Origin of the sequence: Streptomyces sp. NPDC050610 (genome assembly GCF_040654875.1) — a bacterium.
GTDB lineage: Bacteria > Actinomycetota > Actinomycetes > Streptomycetales > Streptomycetaceae > Streptomyces.
In genome coordinates this window covers 22459-38854 of sequence record NZ_JBFAIV010000015.1, presented here as the reverse complement: position 1 = coordinate 38854, position 16396 = coordinate 22459, and the positions used below count along the sequence as shown (strand labels likewise).

Sequence of the window (16396 nt, the reverse complement as noted above, 5' to 3'; positions counted from 1 at the left end):
TATGCAGGTCCTCCCCGAGTCAGTTGAGCAGTAGGCAGGCATCCCAACCGGAGACTGGGGTGCCGCCGGTGTCGGCTGCGTGGAGTGCGAGTTCGGCCCCTGTCGTGCCTTCGAGCAGTCCTTCGTCTCGCGCTGGTTCCTGATGAAGGAGTAGGGAACGGAGGTGTCGAAGGTGAGTGGTGAACGTTCCGGGTTCAGCGTCGCGAGCAACGCACGAGGTGGTGTGCAGGAGTCCGGCGGTGCCGTGGCAAAGGGTGGTGTCGTTTACCAGGGCGAGTTGGTGGGGGTCGGAGAGGCAGCGGAGAAGAGCGGTCTCGGCCATGTGCTGTCGGTTGATGTCGTGGAGGGCGAGGCCAGTGAGTTGCTGGGCGCGGGCCATTCCGGGGGTGCCGTAGCACCAGGAGGGGCGGGTGGGGCCGGGCTGGGTGATCGTGCGGGTGTGGTGTTCTGTGCGAGTGATCCAGCGGGGCCACCAGGGGCCGAAGTCGGTGTCCTGGCGCAACGTGTCGAACCAGGTGCAGATCCGTCCCATCGCTTCGGTGTGGCCATCGACCGTGCTGCCGCGCAGTTTGGTCAGCGCCAGCAGGGCGAGCGGTCCGGCTATGCCGTGAGCCATCCCGGCGTTCCCGTGCCCCCCGGGGAAGGAGTGCATGGAGTCAGCGGTGGGCCCGTGGGGTGACCACCAGCCGGGTAACTGCTCGTCATCGTTGGGGAGCGGTTCGCTCAAGCGCACCAGGTAGGCGAGCACCTCCCGCAGGACGTCGCTGTGAGGGTCACGGCGCAGGAGGTAGGAGCCCAGGCCGGCGAGGCCGTACAGCACGTCGTACTCGCCTGCTCGTGGCCGCTCACCGCGGTCGATACGTGCGTGGGCCTTGTCGAGTCGTCGTCGGGTCAAGGCATGAATGGCCGAGTCGAGGGTGTGCAGTGCGCCCGCGTAGCGGCCGGTGTCAGCGACCGCGGCGTGGAGGGTGAAGGCGACGGCGGGCGCGCCGTAGAAGAGTGCGGCCTCGTCGCTGGCGATCAGGTCGGAGCGGACGATGGCGGCCAGCTGGCCGTGCACGGTTGCCCAGGAGTCGGTTCCCTGGTGGGCGCGTTCGATGCGTAGGAGGACAGTGCCAATGGCGCCTTGGGACAGCGACTGCGAGCGGGCCTCGCGCTCCGTTTCACGTGTGACCGCGTCTGGGGCCGATGGGCTGCTCACGTGGGAGCTCCTTGGTTTCGGGTGGTCCAGGAGAGGGCGGCGGAGCGGGCCAGCCGACGGCAGGTGTGCTCGCAGGTTTCATTGAGTCCTGCCGTGCGGATGTGGTGCATGTGCAGGAGGGAGGTCAGCACGGTGGTCGGGTCGGTCTCGCCGGTGGTGGTGAGGCAGTCGCGGTAGGCGGTCATCGCTTTTCTTCGCCGGTTCCACGCGGAGATGACCTTTTCGCCGCCGCGTACCGCGCGCAGAGCGGCGAAGTTGGCATCCGGGTCCGCCAGACACAGGGCCTCATCACGTGTGTGCCGGTCCAGGCCCGGGCCGGAAGGCGTCTGAAGGTGTGCGATCAGCCAGTACATTCCCTCACGGGTGCCGGTGGTGAAGGAAGTAGCCAGGTCGACGTAACTGGCGGCGGTCACGGCCGGGTGCAGGTCTTCTCCGGCGGTGAGCGCCATCTGTGCGATGGCGGCCTCGGAATCGGCCGCGAAGACGATTTCGGCGGCGTTCATGGCTGCTCCGGTGCCGTAGCGGCCGGTCTCCGGCGCGTAGGTGTCCCACTGCATTCGCCCGATGAGTCCGCGGCTGCGCAGTTGGTCGGCCCAGGTGGCGACCCGTTGCGCGGTGGCGCCGAAGGCTTCTGTGCGCGGCAGTCGGAGGCGTAGCCGCAAGTGTGGTTCCGGATCGCGGTAGCGGACGTACCACCACTGGGGCGGGGTGCCCCATCCGTCGAAGAGGTCCCGCAAGTGGGTGGTGAGGATGTCGGGGGCGTGGTCGGGGTGGCCGTAAAGCTTCGCGAACGCCCATTTCGATGCGCCGGGAAAGTGCCCGTGGTCGCGGCCGATGACGACGGAGGATGCCCGGCGTCGTGCGGGCGGCCATGCAGGTTTCCGGGTGGAGACGAGTGAGACGGCGATTTCGTGGGAGCGTCCGTCGATCCAGCCGTGGGCCGAGGGTTCGGGAGCCTCGCGCAGGATGGCGTGCCCGGTGCGGTCCAGGCGGGCGCGGAGCAGGTGGAGGTGGGCGGGCTCGTCCAAGGTCAACCGAAGCCGCTGGTCGTCGTCACCAAGGTGGACGGCGTCGGGGAGGCGGAAGCGGTGTCGCCAGGCAGTCATGGCAGCGGTCCATTGGGGCCATGGGGCGTCCGGCTCGGCGAGGTCGGCCGCCTCCAGCCTCCAGCGTGCCTGAGCGAGCACCGTGCGGCCATACCGGATGCGGGGCTGGAACGGTAGTGATCGGATAGCTCCCCAGGAGAACGGGGCGATGGTGCCGGCCCTGGCCCGGGGGACTTCGCACAGGAACCGGGCGAGGGGGTGGGTGAAGTTCGTCAGCTCGACCGCGTTCAGGACGGCGGGTTCGACGGTGCGCCGTCGTGAGAGGGACATCACGTACAGGCGCTGGTGGTCAGCGCCCACGGCCAGATCATCGAGCGGTAGCGCGCGGTCCGGGTCGCCGTGTTCGGCCAGTGCGATGACGTGCGGCAGGACCACGGAAACACGTCCGACGTTCTCGGTCCGCACGCGTAGGGGCGGGCTGGAGACCTGGGCCGATAGCGCGTCCTGTTCCAGCGTGGGCAGGTTCGCGTACGCGGTGTTCATGCGGGTGCGGTCGGGCTCATCGAGGAGGTGGAGGAATCGTCCGGCGGTGGTGCCGGCCGCCGACGACAGGCCGACGACGACGAGCGTGAACGCGCCCTGTTCTAGCGCAGTGCGGGTGGGCGCTTCCACCTGGAAGCGCAGGGACGCGTGGGCGGGTACGTGCCGCCGGCCAGTGTCGTGGGTGGCGAGATCGGAGAGGGTCTGGTCATTGAGCACGATCTCACCGGTGCCGTCCATCGCGGCTCGCTGTGCCAGTGCGAGGAGCTTCTCGTCCCGCCTCGTCACGGGTGGTTGCGGACGCTCCGCGAGGGAGCCGCGGTATCCGGCGGGAAAGCCCAGCCCCACATTGCTGTCCACGAGGTCCCGGACGGGAACGAGTGCACCAGTCCCGTAACGCTCCAGGAACCTGGCGTGATAGTCCTGCCACGCGAGCGGGCCGGCGGGGTACCGGGTCAGGCGGGCCAGGGCCGTCGTCGCGTTCTCGGCCTCGCGCGCTACCGCCTGTGGCAGGACCAGTGAGCAGTCGAGCCTAAGGTCCACGACGAGGGGCTGTTCGACTGCGTCGGATAGCGCGGCCATGGCAAGCGACGCAGCCGCCCTCAGATGCCGCCGCGTTCCGGGATCAGCACGATTGTGCCGGGCCAGGGCCGTCGCGATCGCCTGCAATTCGCGGACGGTAGGAGCTGCTTGCGGGATGGATGCGGCCTCTACGGCGCTCAGCTCGTGGACGACGTGACATAGCGCGTCAGTGACCGTCATCGGTGGGTGGAGACTGCTGAGCAGGACGCGGCGGGCGACCAATTCGGCCAGCAACCGGTCGATGACCTCACTGGGCGTGTCCGGGTACTCGGCCGCGACCTTCCCGGCCAGATCCCCGACCGGCAAGGATGACTGCGCGGCTGCCAGCACTGTCTTGACGGCTCGGGTGTAGCGGAGGCTCACTTCCGCCGCCACTCCTCGGGCACCGTCCCAGCCGTGGGGTGGCTGCTGGCAGGGCACCACCAGCTTCGTGCCCCGTACGAAGCACGTGTTGTCGGCTACGACAGGCAGGCGGCGCAGCAGTTCTGGGCAGGTTTCCAGGCGGGTGATCACCTCGGACAGCCACTCGGCGTCGGCGTGCGCGACGGCTTGGTGATCTTCTCCCCAACGCATGGTGAGCCCCGAGCCGAAGTGCGCGGGGGCTACCCCGGCGAACAGCCCGAAGGGTGTGGCCCGGTGCTGCATGCGCAGCAGGTAGCGAACGAGGGACTCCGCGGCTCTCCGTACGCGGCGCGCCTGCCGGGGCTGTTCGGCGCAGATGTCGCGGACGCGGCGGGCCAGAAACGGACTGGCCACCTCAATGGCCTCGGCGATCGCTTGCTGTGCCCACACCTCTTGCATCCATTGGCGCAACTGCTGGGTGTCGGCATGTGTGGTGCCGCTCAGGTCCGGCCAGGGCGGCAGGTTCAAGTCGGCGGGGCCTGCTGCGGCCCGTAGGAACGTCGCGTCGATGGACCGGTACATACTCGGCGCCTCCGCTTCATGCGGTGAGCCCGGTGCCGTGGCCGCTGGCCACGGCACCGGGCCGTTAGGTCACTCGCAGGTGCTGTTCGAGCACGCGCTCTGACACGAGCCACCGCAGTTGTCGCTGGTGTCGTTCATCAGCTCGGCGATGACCGGCGCCTTCTCCACGACCGTGATTTCCAGGTCGAAGTCCGACTGGTTTACCGCACCTTGGGGCTGCATCGCTGCCATCTCCACTCCTCCTGATAGGCGGTGATGGATGTGCTCTTGCGGCTCCCGGCCCAGCTCTGTGCTGGCGTCAGGGCCAGGAGATAGTTACCCGCGAATGCCGTTTGTTGACCACGCGGCCCGCGGGAAGCTGATCGTCGGGCGTGCCTGCGGGATGCACCGTGAAGACGGCCCGGCCGGAGCGGTGTTCGCGGTCCCAGATCTGGATCTGTTCCACCAGCCGGTTCGCGACCGCTTGGGCATCAGGGCCGTGTCCGAACGCCCCGAACTCGAATGTGTGGCGTTCAGGGCTGGTCGGCCGCATCTTGCGATAGGCGAAACTGTCCTTGTCAATCAGCGTCGAGAGGCCCATCGGTGATGCGGCGGCAACGATTCCTCTCTCTCGCGCCGCCGGGGTCGCGGCGAGTCGAGCAAAATCCGGTACAGCGGCCGCCAGCCACAAGTCGAGGCCGTCGAACGGCTCCATTCCACCGATGGTCACCCCCGACCACACTTCCACGCGTGGCTGAGCGAGCGCTTTACGCAGGCCCTCCACGTCCACTCGGTCCCCGTCGTCCAGCTTGAGGCCGACCTCCTCGCCCGGCTCGTCATGCAGCACCACCAGCTGCATCCGGCGCTCTCCGACGCCCTGCATCGGCACGAAGCCGCACAGTTCGTAGTCCCGGCTCACCAGGTGCCCGCCCTCCCGTTCGAAGGCCACTGACCGGGTCAGACAGCGCACCCGCAGGGGAACGACGATCCGGCCGCCTTCGGCGAGCTGGTTCACCCAGGCCGGGGGGATGTCCCATGCCCCGACGGTGACGATGATTCGATCGAAGGGGGCGTGCACCGGCTCGCCCTCCTCGCCGTCAGTGAGGAGGACGTTTACGCGCCCGTATCCGGCCTCGGCCAGGAAGCGACGCGCTCGGCCGACGGCATCCGGGTCGATGTCGATGGAGGTAACCGCACCACTTTCGCCGACCAGCTCCGCGATGAGCGCCGCGTTGTAGCCACCGGATCCGATTTCCAGTACTCGCATCCCGGGGCGGATCGCAGACTGCTCCAGCATGAGTGCTTGGATTCGGGCGGCGGAGACCGAACTGACGTCTACCCCGTCCTCATCCTTCTTGGTGATCACGGCTCGCTCGGGCGCGTACGCCTCGGCGAGCGAAACCTCGGGGACGAAGAGATGCCGGGGCACGGTGCGAACAGCCGCCTCGACTGCCTCGGTTCTGATCGCTCCAAGCTCACGCAACTGGCCGATGAGGGCTTCGCGCAACTGGTCTGCGGAGGGCGGTGTTTCAGCTTCCTCGGGCTTCATTATTCGGAGTGTAGCCACGCAGTCACTCCTTCACTGGGGGTGTGGACGGGGGTGTTGTCCGGCTGCTGGTTGAGGATGCCCGAGAGGGTGTCGGGGTCCAGGGTGAGGCGGACGAGGTGGTGATCCGACAGATCGTGCGGCACCTCAACGACATCCACACCGCGTACCGCGGGCAGCAGGCCACCGGAGGCATACATCCGGTCAATGCGAGCGTCCGGTCCGTGGGCGTCGCAGCCGTCGACGGTGCGGGCCAGTGCGGAGAGGTGGCCGCCCGGGGTGGTGGCCCAGTGGCGGGCGACGTCTTCCATGCCGGCTGTGCGCAGTACTTCGTCGGGGCGGGTGTGCATGAGCCGGGTGCCGTACTGCGCGACGTCCAGTCGAGACGAACCCGCAAGGCCGTCAGCCACATGCGCCGCGACCTGCCCCGCTTCCGCGCCCGCGGCCTGCGATGCGCCGCCGACCTCGATGAACGCGCACGCGACTTCCTCAGCGACCGACGCTGACCCCACACCCGGGCCGGGACAGGATGTGGCGGACGCGGCCCGCTAACGGGGTGATCTTGAAGTCCTGTCTTCAGGTCCTAGCGCCTCTCCATCACCTTGAAGAATAGGCAAGAACCGTACGCCTGGACGGGCGAAGAGCCGTCTCCTGGTGCTGGCGCACAGAATGCAGACAAGGTATAGAGGGTCAAGCAACGAGAGGGGTTGCCGGATCGGTGCCTATTCGCCAGGCACCGATCCGGCAACCCCGAACTACGCTGTAAGCCGCGCCACTCGTCACGATGGTCTCGGCATCTCGCCGATGGGCAGCTAGCTATCGACTACCCCGAAATCGACGTCTCCGGATCGAACGAGATCAACGAAGGACTTCCAGGAGTCGGGGGTGAAAGCGAGCGCTGCTTGCTCTATAGCTTTCGAGTCGCGCACCGCCACCCTGCCCGTCGCACGTGCGACCTCGACACAGTTGCCTCCCACCTCGTTGCTGTAGGAGGACTTGAACCAGACGTCTTCTTGGGCCATTGCTGGGGCCCTCACCAAGTCAGTGTTGATGGCTACTTCATCTCTCGCGCTAGTTGTTTCAGAATTTTGGGCGTCTCGCTGGGAGGGAGGGCGCCTGCCCGCATGTCATCGAACCTTCGGGTGTACTTTCCGATCACGCTCTTCTTGTCCGTGACCTTGATCTGTTCGAGGCCGTCAACCTGCACCACATCCGGCACAGGCGAGTCGAACTCCAGCAGGGTGAAGTTCTCGCTCGATCGGTACATGGTGGCGGCCAACGGCATGATTTGAATGGCCACGTGGTCGAGCTGAGACAGCTCTTCGATCTGCTGGTACTGCTCGCGCATGACCTCACGACTCCCCATCACCCGGCGCAGCACCGCCTCATCGAGGATGGCCGACAGAGGCAAGGGACTATCGGAGCGCACGAGCACCTCCTTGCGCCCCATACGAAGGTCGACCTGGTCTTCGACGAACGGGGTTGTGAACTCCTCGACGGGTTTCGCGATGGTGAACTGCGCCTTGGCGTAGCTCTTGCACTGGAGGAGCCCCGGCACAACATCCGGGTTGTACGAACGCATCGAGCGGGCCCCGGACTCCAACCCCAGGTACAGAGTCATGCCCGACGGCATCACGCTGCGGTAGGGCGACCACCATTCCCGGCTCAACGAGTCTGCGTGAAGCTCCAGGAGAAAGTCTTGGTCCTCGTCGCTCGTGACGTTGTAGAGCTCCAGGAGCGCACGAAGCTGGGCGCCGGTGCGGAGCCTGGTCTGTCCGTTCTCCAGCTTGGACAACCGCGTCCTGTCGAACGGCATCTCCTCGACCGCCTGGGCCAGTGTGAGGCCGGCCTTTTCGCGCAGCCGCAGAAGCTCCTGCCCGAGTTGGATACGCCGGATGGTGGGTCCGACCTTCGCTGCCACGTGCTCAGCCTCCCTGAAACCTGTGTCGTTCGCCAGTGTCGCTGTGACCACTGCGGGTGTCGATGTCTCGTCTCCAGCCAGCGTTGTACTCGTCGCGGATGGCCGTGATCAGAGTCTGGCAGAGCCTGTTCCCGCCGTGAGCTGACCTGTGTCGGCGATGAAATATGCCATTTCTCTTGCAACTCCCTTTCCTGTTGCACCGCGACTTGTACGTGCACCAGGCTAGTCAAACTACCGGCGATACGGGGAGCCGGTGACCAAACGTGCCCGCTGCGGGAGTCGAACTATGCGCAGTTCCAATGAAGTTGCTATCAGCGAGGCTGCTCTGGCCTTCGGCTCTCCCGCATCGCAGTGGAGGAGCCTCGCATGACCGTGCTGGAGGAAACCGCCCTCGCTGATACCCCCCGCCGCGAGGAAGACCCAACCCCCTACGCAAGGAGCCCGAAGGTGTCCGATCACTCGCGGACACCTTCGCCGAGCTGCCGGAGGCTGGGCCTGGCGACCGAGGCCATCCCGGCGATGGTCGGCGTTCACCGCGCGACGTGCACCCGCACGCTCGCTCACTGGGGCCTGAAGGCCGTCGCCGCCAACGCATCGCTGGTCGTCAGCGAGCTGGTCACCAACGCCGTGATCCACGGCAGTGGCAACGATGTCAGCCTCGGCATGACGTACGCCGCCAACAAGCTGCACATCGCCGTCAGCGACGGCAGTCCGGCCCGCCCGGTACTCCGGAAGCCGAGCCCCAACGATGAGCGCGGCCGGGGCCTGTTCCTGGTCGAGGCGCTGGTCGCCACCTGGGGGACCAGCGCCGACGGGATGTGCACCTACGCCACGCTCACCGTGCCAGGGGGCGGACTCCGGTGACCATCGATCTCGTCCGCGTCCGCGAGGCGATCAGTTGCGCGCAAGCGGATCGGCCGCCGACTGCGGTTGAGGTCCGGGTCCTCTGGCGATGCCTCTACGCCTACGTCGAGGAGGTTCTCCCCCTCGTCAAGATGCGTCTGCTGGATCAGGAGCCGGGGGAGGCTCGGTTCGAGGTGGCGCTGGCGGTTGAGCAGGCCGAGGACCTGCTGACGGTGCCCGTCGTCGTGGCGGTGCGCAGCAGCAGTTACTCCCGCCAGCTCGCCCGTGTGCTGGCGGGCCTGATCCAACACAGCGGGGCAGGCGGCCCCGAGCTGCCGTCCACCGGCCGGCAGTTCATCGGCCGTCGGGGCGTGCCGCCGATAGTGGACAGCGCGAAGCGGGCACGGGATTCGCCGCCCGCTGCTTAGACGGCTGTCCGCTGAGTAGACCGGCTGCTGCCGCGGTTCGAACTGAGGTTGCCAGTTCTCCTGCGGCGGGCAGTCGGCCGGTCCCTCCGCCCGTGACGGGTGAGTACGGCGTGCCGACCCGCGCCGCGCCCGTGGGAGGGCAGTGCCGAGGCCGTACGGCACTGAGACTGGCCGCCCGTTGGAGAGCGGGCGGCCAGCCCCGGCCACTCCATCGCCCCGCTCTCGTCGGGGCGCTTCGACGGCCGTCCCAATCTGCACGGCGGGGGACGGCCGGGCCGTCCGCGCTGTGGGGGCGCGGGCGGCTCCACCTCTCACTCGCCTCGAAGGGACGACCGTGAACGCCAGCCCTGCCAGCACCGACAGCTCCGTCCCCCCTGTCTGCGTTGATCCGGACCTGTACTGGATCGTCGCGCGAGGTCTGCTCGTCAACGAGGCGGGCGCGGTGCTGCTCGTACGCCAGCGGCTGCGCGCGGCGGGCGATGACCGCTGGTGCCGGCTGCCGGGCGGCCGAGTAGAGGACGAGTTGCCCGCGGATGCCGTGGCACGGCACGTCCGCACGCAGACCGGGCTGCCCCTCGATCCGAGGGCCGCCCGACTGCGCGCCGTGGACTGGACGCCCGCCGCCGGCAGCACCGCCGCCGGAGCGACCTTCATCTACGCCTTCACCGCCGCGATCCCCGCCGCTTTCACCGTCGTGCTGGCCGACAGCCTCGACCACGCTGTCTGGGCGTCGGCCACGGACCTGGACCGCCTCTGCGCGCCGTCCCACGCATCGCAGGTCAAGGCCGCGCTGGCGGCCGTACGTGACAACACCTGCATCAACCTGCGCGCCGACGGGCCCATAGCCCCCTGACCACCCGCCACGCCCGCAGCAGCAGCAGCAGCAGTAACTTCCTGGAGCCCCGATGCACAGCACCAGCACCAGCACCGCCATTCGCATTACCGTCACAGACCCCGACCCCGACCCCGACACCGACCCGGTGCAGGTGACGGTGACCAGCCGCCACCCGGCGGTCGCCGAGCAGTGCCGCCGCTACTTCGAGGACAGGTGGCACGTCGACCCCGCGGCCACGGCCGTCGGCCACGCCCCGGTGATCAGCGCCTCCGTGGACCTGGACGAGGTGATCGCCACCCAGCAGGCCCTCAGCGATCACGAGAACGACGAAGTTCTCTACAGCGGTATCCGCACCCAGCGACTGTCGGACGTGGACGGGTGTGCCTACGCGGCGCAGGCGACCGGCTGCACGGCCTACCACGCCGCACCGGACCGCCGGCGTCTGGCCGTCTTCGGGGCACACCCCGGCGGGCTCGGACTCGCCACCGTCCGCCTGGCCCGCGACGTGATCCGCGCCCAACTCCAGACCGCGGGATGGGCTCTGCTGCGCGGCTCCGCCGTCGTCCGCGACGGCCGGGCCCTGCTGATCGCCGGGGCTCCGGGCACGGGCACCACCACCGCCGCCCTGAACCTGTGCTGCGCGGGCTGGGAACTGATCAGCGACGGCCACCTCTTCGCCCGCCCCGCCGAGGACGGCCTCGTCCATCTCCTGCCCTGGCCCTCCCCGATCGCCGCCGACCTCCCGCTCCTCGACGCCCTCGGCCTGTACGACCGCGCCCGCCAGTACCAAATCGACGTCGCCGAGCCCCACCCCAGTCAGCCCTACGAGGTCAATGTCGCGCTCCGCCGAGGGACCCGCGGCCCGGTGGTGGACCGGCAGGGCCTGGTGCAGCAGGCCATGGTCTTCCCCGCCCAGCTCCGCCTGACCACCGCCGCCGACGGCACCGCCGCCGCCGTGCTCCTCCCGCACATGCGGGACGACGCGTCCGCGCCGGCAACGGACACCGACACCCTCTTCACCGGCCCGGACCGCTACCCGGACCTGCTGGGACTGGCGGCCGCCGCCCCGCCGCAGGCCGACGCCTTCCGGTCCATCCGCGCAGCCCTCGCTCCGCTCCCACGGTGCTCCGTACGTCTGGGACACCACGACCCGCGGGAGACCGCCCGCGCCCTGGCCGAGACCGCCGACACCCTGGTCCTCGGCCGGTCCGTCGCGGCGGGACCGGCCCAGTAATGGCCGCCACGCCCCGCGTGCCCCGGTGGATGACAACGAGCGAGTGCCCGCCGCCCGGCATCGTTCCCGGCAGCATCACAATGTCCTGGGTCGATCCCGCCCCCCTCGAAGTCCCCCTGGCCGGCTCGACGTTCTGGTGCGAGAGACGCCGCGAGGTGGCGCAGCCCGGCGCTCGCCCCGCCTTCGGCGAGCAGCACTACGCGGACAACGCGTCCCGGGCCCTGGCGTGGCTGCGCGTCGAACTCAGCGAAGCCACCCGCGACTGGCCGCCCGGACAAGCCGCCTTGTTCCTGGTCCGGTTCCGCGACCACCAGTGCATCGAGGGCCACTACGACAGCCTCGGCCGCCTGTACCTGACCTTCGAGGTCAGCATCACCGCCCGCGGCCACACCACCACATGGTCGATCAGCCGCAGCCGCAGACCCCGCCACATGCGCCCGGCACCCACCCCGCCCCGCATACCCGAAAGCCGCGCCGCACGACGCTCCTGAAGGCCGCCACCTACAACCTCCTCGACGGCGGCCAGCGCCGCCCGGACAAGGGCCTGCCCGAGCGGCTGCCCGCGCAACTGGCGATGCTCCGGGCCCTGGACCTGGACATCCTGTGCCTCCAAGAGGGCAAGAACTGGCACCGCGACAAGCACCGCACCCTCTACGCCGTCGCCCGCGCGCTGGGTATGCAGCCGCTTTTCGCGCCCTCGGCCAGCCACGGCTGCCACCTCGCGATCTTCTACCGGTGGCCGCGCGTGCGATGCCTCGCGTTCGAGCCGGATATCGCGTGCGGCACCTTCCACCACACCGCCGCCTATGCCGAACTCGCGATCGAGGGCTGCGCCCAGCCGATCGACGTGATCAACACGCACCTGTCTCCCCTCAACCCCGCCGTCCGGCGCGATGAGGCGGGCTGGCTCACCGAATACGCCAAGCGCGGCCGCTACACGCTGCTGCACGGCGACCTCAACGCCGGCCAACCGGTCGCGACAACACCCGACCGCCTGACCAACTGCATCCCCGCCGACGAGCACTCACGCCACCTGGTCCAAGGGCCAGGCGGCGTCTACACCGACGAGGTCGACTTGCGGGCCCTGCACGCCCTGCTCGGCGCGGACTTCATCGACCCCCCGGCCGCGCTCGGCCTGCCCACCCCCCGCACCGCGGGCTACTGGAGGGGCGGCAAGGGCGGCGAGAGACCGGGGCTGTGGGATCACCGCTCCGACTACATCCTCCTCTCCCCGTCCCTGGCCCCCGCCCTGCGCAACAGCGAAGTCATCGACACCCCGGCCGCCCGCCTCCTGTCCGACCACCTCCCGGTCACCGTCACCCTCGACCTCACCCAGCTCTGAAAGAAGCGCACCCGATGCCCCGCCCCACCCTCCGCTCCTCCCCCATTGCCGCCGCCAGCCGCATCCTCACCACCACGCAGTACGAGGTCCGGCCCGCACGCGCCGACGACCGGCCGACCGTCACCGAACTCATCGACACTCGCCTCGACGCCCTCGGCCGGCCGGTCGCCATCGACCTCAAGGTCAGCCGCGCCGCCCTCCTCAACTGCCTGTGGGAGGAAGCCAGTGGCGAGCCGCTGGTGTGGCTGCTGTGCAAGGACACCAAGATCGTGGGCGCCGCGGCCGTCCTGCCCGGCGCCCCGAGCTGGGCCTGGGGACCGATCCAGCACAACACCCCGCCCAGCCGCTACATCGCCGCCCTCTTCACCCGCCCCACCCCCGGCGTACGCCTCGCCCGGCTCCTGACCTGGTTCCTCCTCGACCGCGCCGCGCGCCAGCCCGCCGAGGACGACCGCGTGCAATGGCTGCGCGCCACCACCTCCTCGGACCAGGTCATGCACTACGCCTGCGCCGAGCTGGGCTTTTCCGTATCCGACGGCGTGCGGCGCGGCGGCCGCCACATCTACCTCCTCCAGCACGCCGTCCGCGAAGTACCCGACCTCGGCCGGTACGTCAGCGCACCCCGCGTCGCCTGATCCGCCGCCAGCCCGCGATCAGCGAAGGACCCCCATGGACTCACGGCCACCACCGTCGATCGACACGGTCGTCCCGTACATCACCACCCGCATCGGAGAAGAACTCGGGATCGGGACGATGCTCCGGTCCCACCCAACGCGGGGGCTGTACTACGACGACGAAGTCCCCAGCGACCGGGACCTCCGCGGTGTCCTCTGGGTTCGCCGAGGACAGAACCCCCGCGACAACCAGGGCCAGCCGACCGGTGTGCCGCGGTTCTCGAAGGTACATCCAGGTCGTCAGAGAGACGTCATGTACCGCCTGCGCTGCCAAGTCTGCTGCCAGCGCCCCGCGAGCCGCACCGAGCTCGGCTATCTCTTCCTGCTGGAGCGGCCCGTCAGCCGTACGGAAGACGGGTGGCCCGAGGGGGTGCTGACGCCCCACCCGCCGCTGTGCCTCGCACACGCCGGGGTCTCGGTCGAGCGGTGCCCGCCGCTTCGCAAGGGCCATGTCGCGGTACGCGCGACCCGGCCCCGCCTCTACGGGGTCCGCGGGCTGGTCCTCACACCCGGATGGACACAGATGCTGCACGTCCTGCCGGACGACCCGGACGACGAAGAGGCCGTGGCCTACCAAAGTCCCCGCGCCCGCTGGTGCCTGGCCACCCAGCAAGTGCGGCGCCTGTGCGGCGTGACCGTGATCGACCTGGAGGCGGAGCTCGCCGCCGCGGGGCTGGGCCGATGACCACGGCGCAGCGGGCCAGAGCCCCGCCGGGCACCCGCCCTTCCACCATCCGCCACCCCGCTGGCACACCCCCGGCGGCGGCGCGGCCTCGTCCGGGCCCGCGCTGCCGCCGACCACCGAAGAGGAGAATCCTTTGACCGTATTGGCCCTGGAAAAGACGCTGGCAGGACAGCAGATCGACCTGCTGCGCCAGCTCGCCGGCGTGCTGAGCGGGCACCCGCTCGGGGCGTCCTTCCGTCTTATGTTCGCCCCGCCCGACCCGCAGGTCGCCGAGGACGAGATCCTGGCCCAGACGGTGACCGCTGACGGCGTCATCGAACTGCGCCCCCGCAAGATAGCGGCTCTCACCCCCGACGACGTGCTGCACACGATGCAGGTGCTCGACCCGGCGGACACCGACTTCACCGACTACGGCCGCGGCCCCCGCGTCGCCTACTGCGAGGAAATCAGGCGTCCTAACGGCGACCGCGGCCATCTGCAAGGGTGAGCGGCCCCGTGGACAACCGGACGCAGATGGCAACCGCCGTCGAATTCACCACGCGCCTGTGGTCGACGCTTGTGCCGCACTACGCCGGTTCCGTGCTGACCCTCCGCCACGCGCAGGTGTTCCAGGCCCCGCACGTCGAGGCCCTTCACCTACCGGTGGCGGAGCAGCGCAGCCCCGGCCAGACGGTGGCGCTGATGGACCGCACGGGCATCTACCGCGACGCCGACGCGGCCACGGTCGCGCGTGCCTACCGGCAGCGGTCGCGCCTTCGTGTCTACGAGAGCATTCACGTCCAAAGCGACGGCTGGTACAGCGTCGCCGCCCTGCACCTGGCGCGGCTGGTCCGCCGCCGCGTCATCCTGTCCATGTACGAATCCCACGCCGATGACCACGCCCTCGGCAAGCACGATGACGAGTGGGACGGCGTGATCGTGCAGATGCGCGGCGCCAAGCGATGGCAGGTGTGGCCGCGCGCGGACAGTGATCCGCACGAGGTGCTCACCCGGGCGGGCGATGTCCTGCTCCTGCCGCGCGGCATGCCGCACGACGTCAGCACCCCCGGTGACCCCGGCGGCTCGGTGCACTTGACGTTCGCCATCACCGACGAGCCGCTGACCGCGAACCGGCCAGCCCTCGCGGCATCGCCGCACGGTCAGCACACCACCGTGCGCTGACCCGGCTCACCGCCGGTCCGGTCGACGCCACCGCGCCGACCGGACCGGCCCGAGACCCATCTGCCCAGGGAGCCGCCCCGCTCCACCTGACTGAGGGAGAACCGCTTCATGCCAGAGACAGGCCGTTGGGGACTGCCACCCGTCCCACCCCGCAAACGGCTGCGCGGCCAGCAGAGGAAGGAGGTCGCCGAGGCGGTGGTTAACGCCTACGACCCCGGGAGCGCCAGCATCCGGGACATCGCCGACGCGACCGGCCGCTCGTACGGGTGGGTCCACCAGGTACTGAAAGACCAGAAGGTCCCCCTTCGCCCGCGCGGCGGCGCCCGTCCCCGCCGCGCGGCCACCAAGAAGGAAGAAGACAAGTGAAGGGCAAGCCCGCAGTGCCGCATGTGCCCGAACACATCAACATCATCAGCAGCAACATCGAACTCAACGGGCGGGGCGACGCACGCGTGCGGACAGCCGCACACTGCGCATGGACCGAAGCCGGCGCGCATCTCGTCCTCCAACAGGAGCTGCCCGACGGAGCGGCAGACGGCAAGGCCGTGATGTACGACGCCGAGAACCGGCTCACGATGCAACACGTGCTCGGCTCGGGAAGCTACACCGCACTCTTCTACGACCGGGAAGTCTTCACCTGCCTGCGGGAGTGGGAGCACGGACGCCGGGCCTGGTCCGCGCCACCCGCCGCAGCCTCCCTGCGCCTCGTCGGTACCGGCCCCGCCGCCGTTCCCCTCCTCCCGGTCGCCGCCCACCTGTCCTACGACTCCTACACCCAACGCGAGACCGAGGGCGGCTGGCTGTCGGCATACGCCGACAAGAAGCACATGATCGACGGCGTCCCGTACGCGATGCCCGCGATCATCGGCGTCGACCGGAACAGTTACCGCGCGGGCGATCCGAACACCCCCCGGCTGGAGGAGATCCCGAACCTCCCGCACCGTGCGCACCGCAGTCGTCCCGGTCCCGGCGGCACCCGGGTCATGGACACCGTGCCCGACGAAACCCTCCACCTCGCGGGCCTGGTCGACGTCCTCGGGCATCTGGCCGCCACCCGGGATGTCAGCAAGATGACGACCATGGCCGCCAGTACCACCCACGGCCCGGCGACCACCGTCGATGCCGTCTACGCCGACTACCGGCTCCTGCCCGCCCTCGTGGACGCCGAGATCATCGACATGCGCGGCACCAGCGACCACGACGCCGTTCTGACCCGCTGGCACTGGGCCACCCTCGCCGAACTCCTCAGCGACCAGACCCTGTGGCACCCCGACTGTCAGACACCACCCGAACCCGCCTACCCACGCCCCGACCTCAACCTCCGCCAAGGCACGTTCTCGCTGCTGCGCACGGCCTGAAAGCTGCCGCCCGGCGCACCGGCGGCACCACCCCGGCGCATCGGGCGGCGACCAACCGGCCGGTGCGGGGAGAAACGTATCCCCGCACCGGCCCCAC

The 16396-nt window shown here is 69.4% G+C and carries 19 protein-coding genes; 12 read left to right on the top strand and 7 right to left on the bottom strand.

Annotated features, from left to right (window positions below; genetic code table 11):
* Positions 1–19 precede the first annotated feature (19 nt).
* The 7 genes from AB0I22_RS19685 to AB0I22_RS19655 all read right to left on the bottom strand — a co-directional run bounded on the left by AB0I22_RS19685 (position 20) and on the right by AB0I22_RS19655 (position 7739).
* Complete coding sequence (locus AB0I22_RS19685) at positions 20–1201, bottom strand: lanthionine synthetase C family protein (RefSeq protein ID WP_363132087.1); 1182 nt, start codon at positions 1199–1201, stop codon at positions 20–22.
* On the bottom strand, positions 1198–4293 hold the full coding sequence (locus AB0I22_RS19680) for a lantibiotic dehydratase (protein WP_363132086.1): 3096 nt from the start codon (positions 4291–4293) through the stop codon (positions 1198–1200). Before AB0I22_RS19680 ends, AB0I22_RS19685 begins: the two co-directional genes overlap by 4 nt.
* Positions 4294–4362: 69 nt before the next feature.
* Positions 4363–4524, bottom strand: coding sequence for an FxLD family lanthipeptide (locus AB0I22_RS19675; protein ID WP_363132085.1), 162 nt, complete (start codon positions 4522–4524; stop codon positions 4363–4365).
* A 67-nt stretch (positions 4525–4591) separates the two neighbouring features.
* Positions 4592–5821, bottom strand: coding sequence for a methyltransferase, FxLD system (gene fxlM / locus AB0I22_RS19670; RefSeq protein ID WP_363132084.1), 1230 nt, complete (start codon positions 5819–5821; stop codon positions 4592–4594).
* Positions 5821–6330, bottom strand: a complete 510-nt coding sequence (locus tag AB0I22_RS19665) for an endonuclease/exonuclease/phosphatase family protein (protein WP_363132083.1) — start codon at positions 6328–6330, stop codon at positions 5821–5823. Before AB0I22_RS19665 ends, fxlM begins: the two co-directional genes overlap by 1 nt.
* 300 nt (positions 6331–6630) lie before the next feature.
* Entirely contained in the window at positions 6631–6840 is a 210-nt protein-coding gene (locus AB0I22_RS19660) for a DUF397 domain-containing protein (RefSeq protein ID WP_363132082.1), read from the bottom strand.
* A 32-nt stretch (positions 6841–6872) separates the two neighbouring features.
* Positions 6873–7739 (bottom strand): helix-turn-helix transcriptional regulator, encoded by an 867-nt coding sequence (locus AB0I22_RS19655; protein ID WP_363132081.1) that lies wholly within the window; start codon positions 7737–7739, stop codon positions 6873–6875.
* A 447-nt stretch (positions 7740–8186) separates the two neighbouring features.
* Between AB0I22_RS19655 and AB0I22_RS19650 the strand changes: the two genes are divergently transcribed.
* The 12 genes from AB0I22_RS19650 to AB0I22_RS19595 all read left to right on the top strand — a co-directional run bounded on the left by AB0I22_RS19650 (position 8187) and on the right by AB0I22_RS19595 (position 16299).
* The gene (locus tag AB0I22_RS19650) at positions 8187–8603 is read left to right on the top strand and encodes an ATP-binding protein (RefSeq protein ID WP_363132080.1); all 417 of its coding nucleotides are present in this window, start codon (positions 8187–8189) and stop codon (positions 8601–8603) included.
* On the top strand, positions 8600–9010 hold the full coding sequence (locus tag AB0I22_RS19645; RefSeq protein WP_363132079.1) for a hypothetical protein: 411 nt from the start codon (positions 8600–8602) through the stop codon (positions 9008–9010). The genes AB0I22_RS19650 and AB0I22_RS19645 overlap by 4 nt, the downstream gene beginning before the upstream one ends.
* Positions 9011–9344: 334 nt before the next feature.
* Positions 9345–9863: an NUDIX hydrolase gene (locus AB0I22_RS19640; protein WP_363132078.1), complete on the top strand. Its 519-nt coding sequence runs from the start codon at positions 9345–9347 to the stop codon at positions 9861–9863.
* Positions 9864–9915: 52 nt separating this feature from the next.
* Positions 9916–11079, top strand: a complete 1164-nt coding sequence (locus tag AB0I22_RS19635) for a hypothetical protein (RefSeq protein WP_363132077.1) — start codon at positions 9916–9918, stop codon at positions 11077–11079.
* Between the two features lie 80 nt (positions 11080–11159).
* Complete coding sequence (locus AB0I22_RS19630; protein ID WP_363132076.1) at positions 11160–11570, top strand: hypothetical protein; 411 nt, start codon at positions 11160–11162, stop codon at positions 11568–11570.
* A complete protein-coding gene (locus AB0I22_RS19625; protein WP_363132075.1) occupies positions 11477–12421 on the top strand; it encodes an endonuclease/exonuclease/phosphatase family protein in 945 nt (314 codons plus the stop codon). Before AB0I22_RS19630 ends, AB0I22_RS19625 begins: the two co-directional genes overlap by 94 nt.
* 14 nt (positions 12422–12435) lie before the next feature.
* Positions 12436–13056 (top strand): hypothetical protein, encoded by a 621-nt coding sequence (locus tag AB0I22_RS19620; protein ID WP_363132074.1) that lies wholly within the window; start codon positions 12436–12438, stop codon positions 13054–13056.
* 292 nt (positions 13057–13348) lie between these two features.
* Positions 13349–13780 (top strand): hypothetical protein, encoded by a 432-nt coding sequence (locus AB0I22_RS19615; RefSeq protein WP_363132073.1) that lies wholly within the window; start codon positions 13349–13351, stop codon positions 13778–13780.
* A 133-nt stretch (positions 13781–13913) separates the two neighbouring features.
* A complete protein-coding gene (locus AB0I22_RS19610; RefSeq protein WP_363132072.1) occupies positions 13914–14267 on the top strand; it encodes a hypothetical protein in 354 nt (117 codons plus the stop codon).
* Between the two features lie 8 nt (positions 14268–14275).
* Positions 14276–14941: a cupin domain-containing protein gene (locus AB0I22_RS19605; protein ID WP_363132071.1), complete on the top strand. Its 666-nt coding sequence runs from the start codon at positions 14276–14278 to the stop codon at positions 14939–14941.
* 108 nt (positions 14942–15049) lie between these two features.
* Positions 15050–15307, top strand: a complete 258-nt coding sequence (locus AB0I22_RS19600; protein ID WP_363132070.1) for a helix-turn-helix domain-containing protein — start codon at positions 15050–15052, stop codon at positions 15305–15307.
* Positions 15304–16299 (top strand): endonuclease/exonuclease/phosphatase family protein, encoded by a 996-nt coding sequence (locus AB0I22_RS19595; protein ID WP_363132069.1) that lies wholly within the window; start codon positions 15304–15306, stop codon positions 16297–16299. Before AB0I22_RS19600 ends, AB0I22_RS19595 begins: the two co-directional genes overlap by 4 nt.
* Positions 16300–16396: the final 97 nt, after the last annotated feature.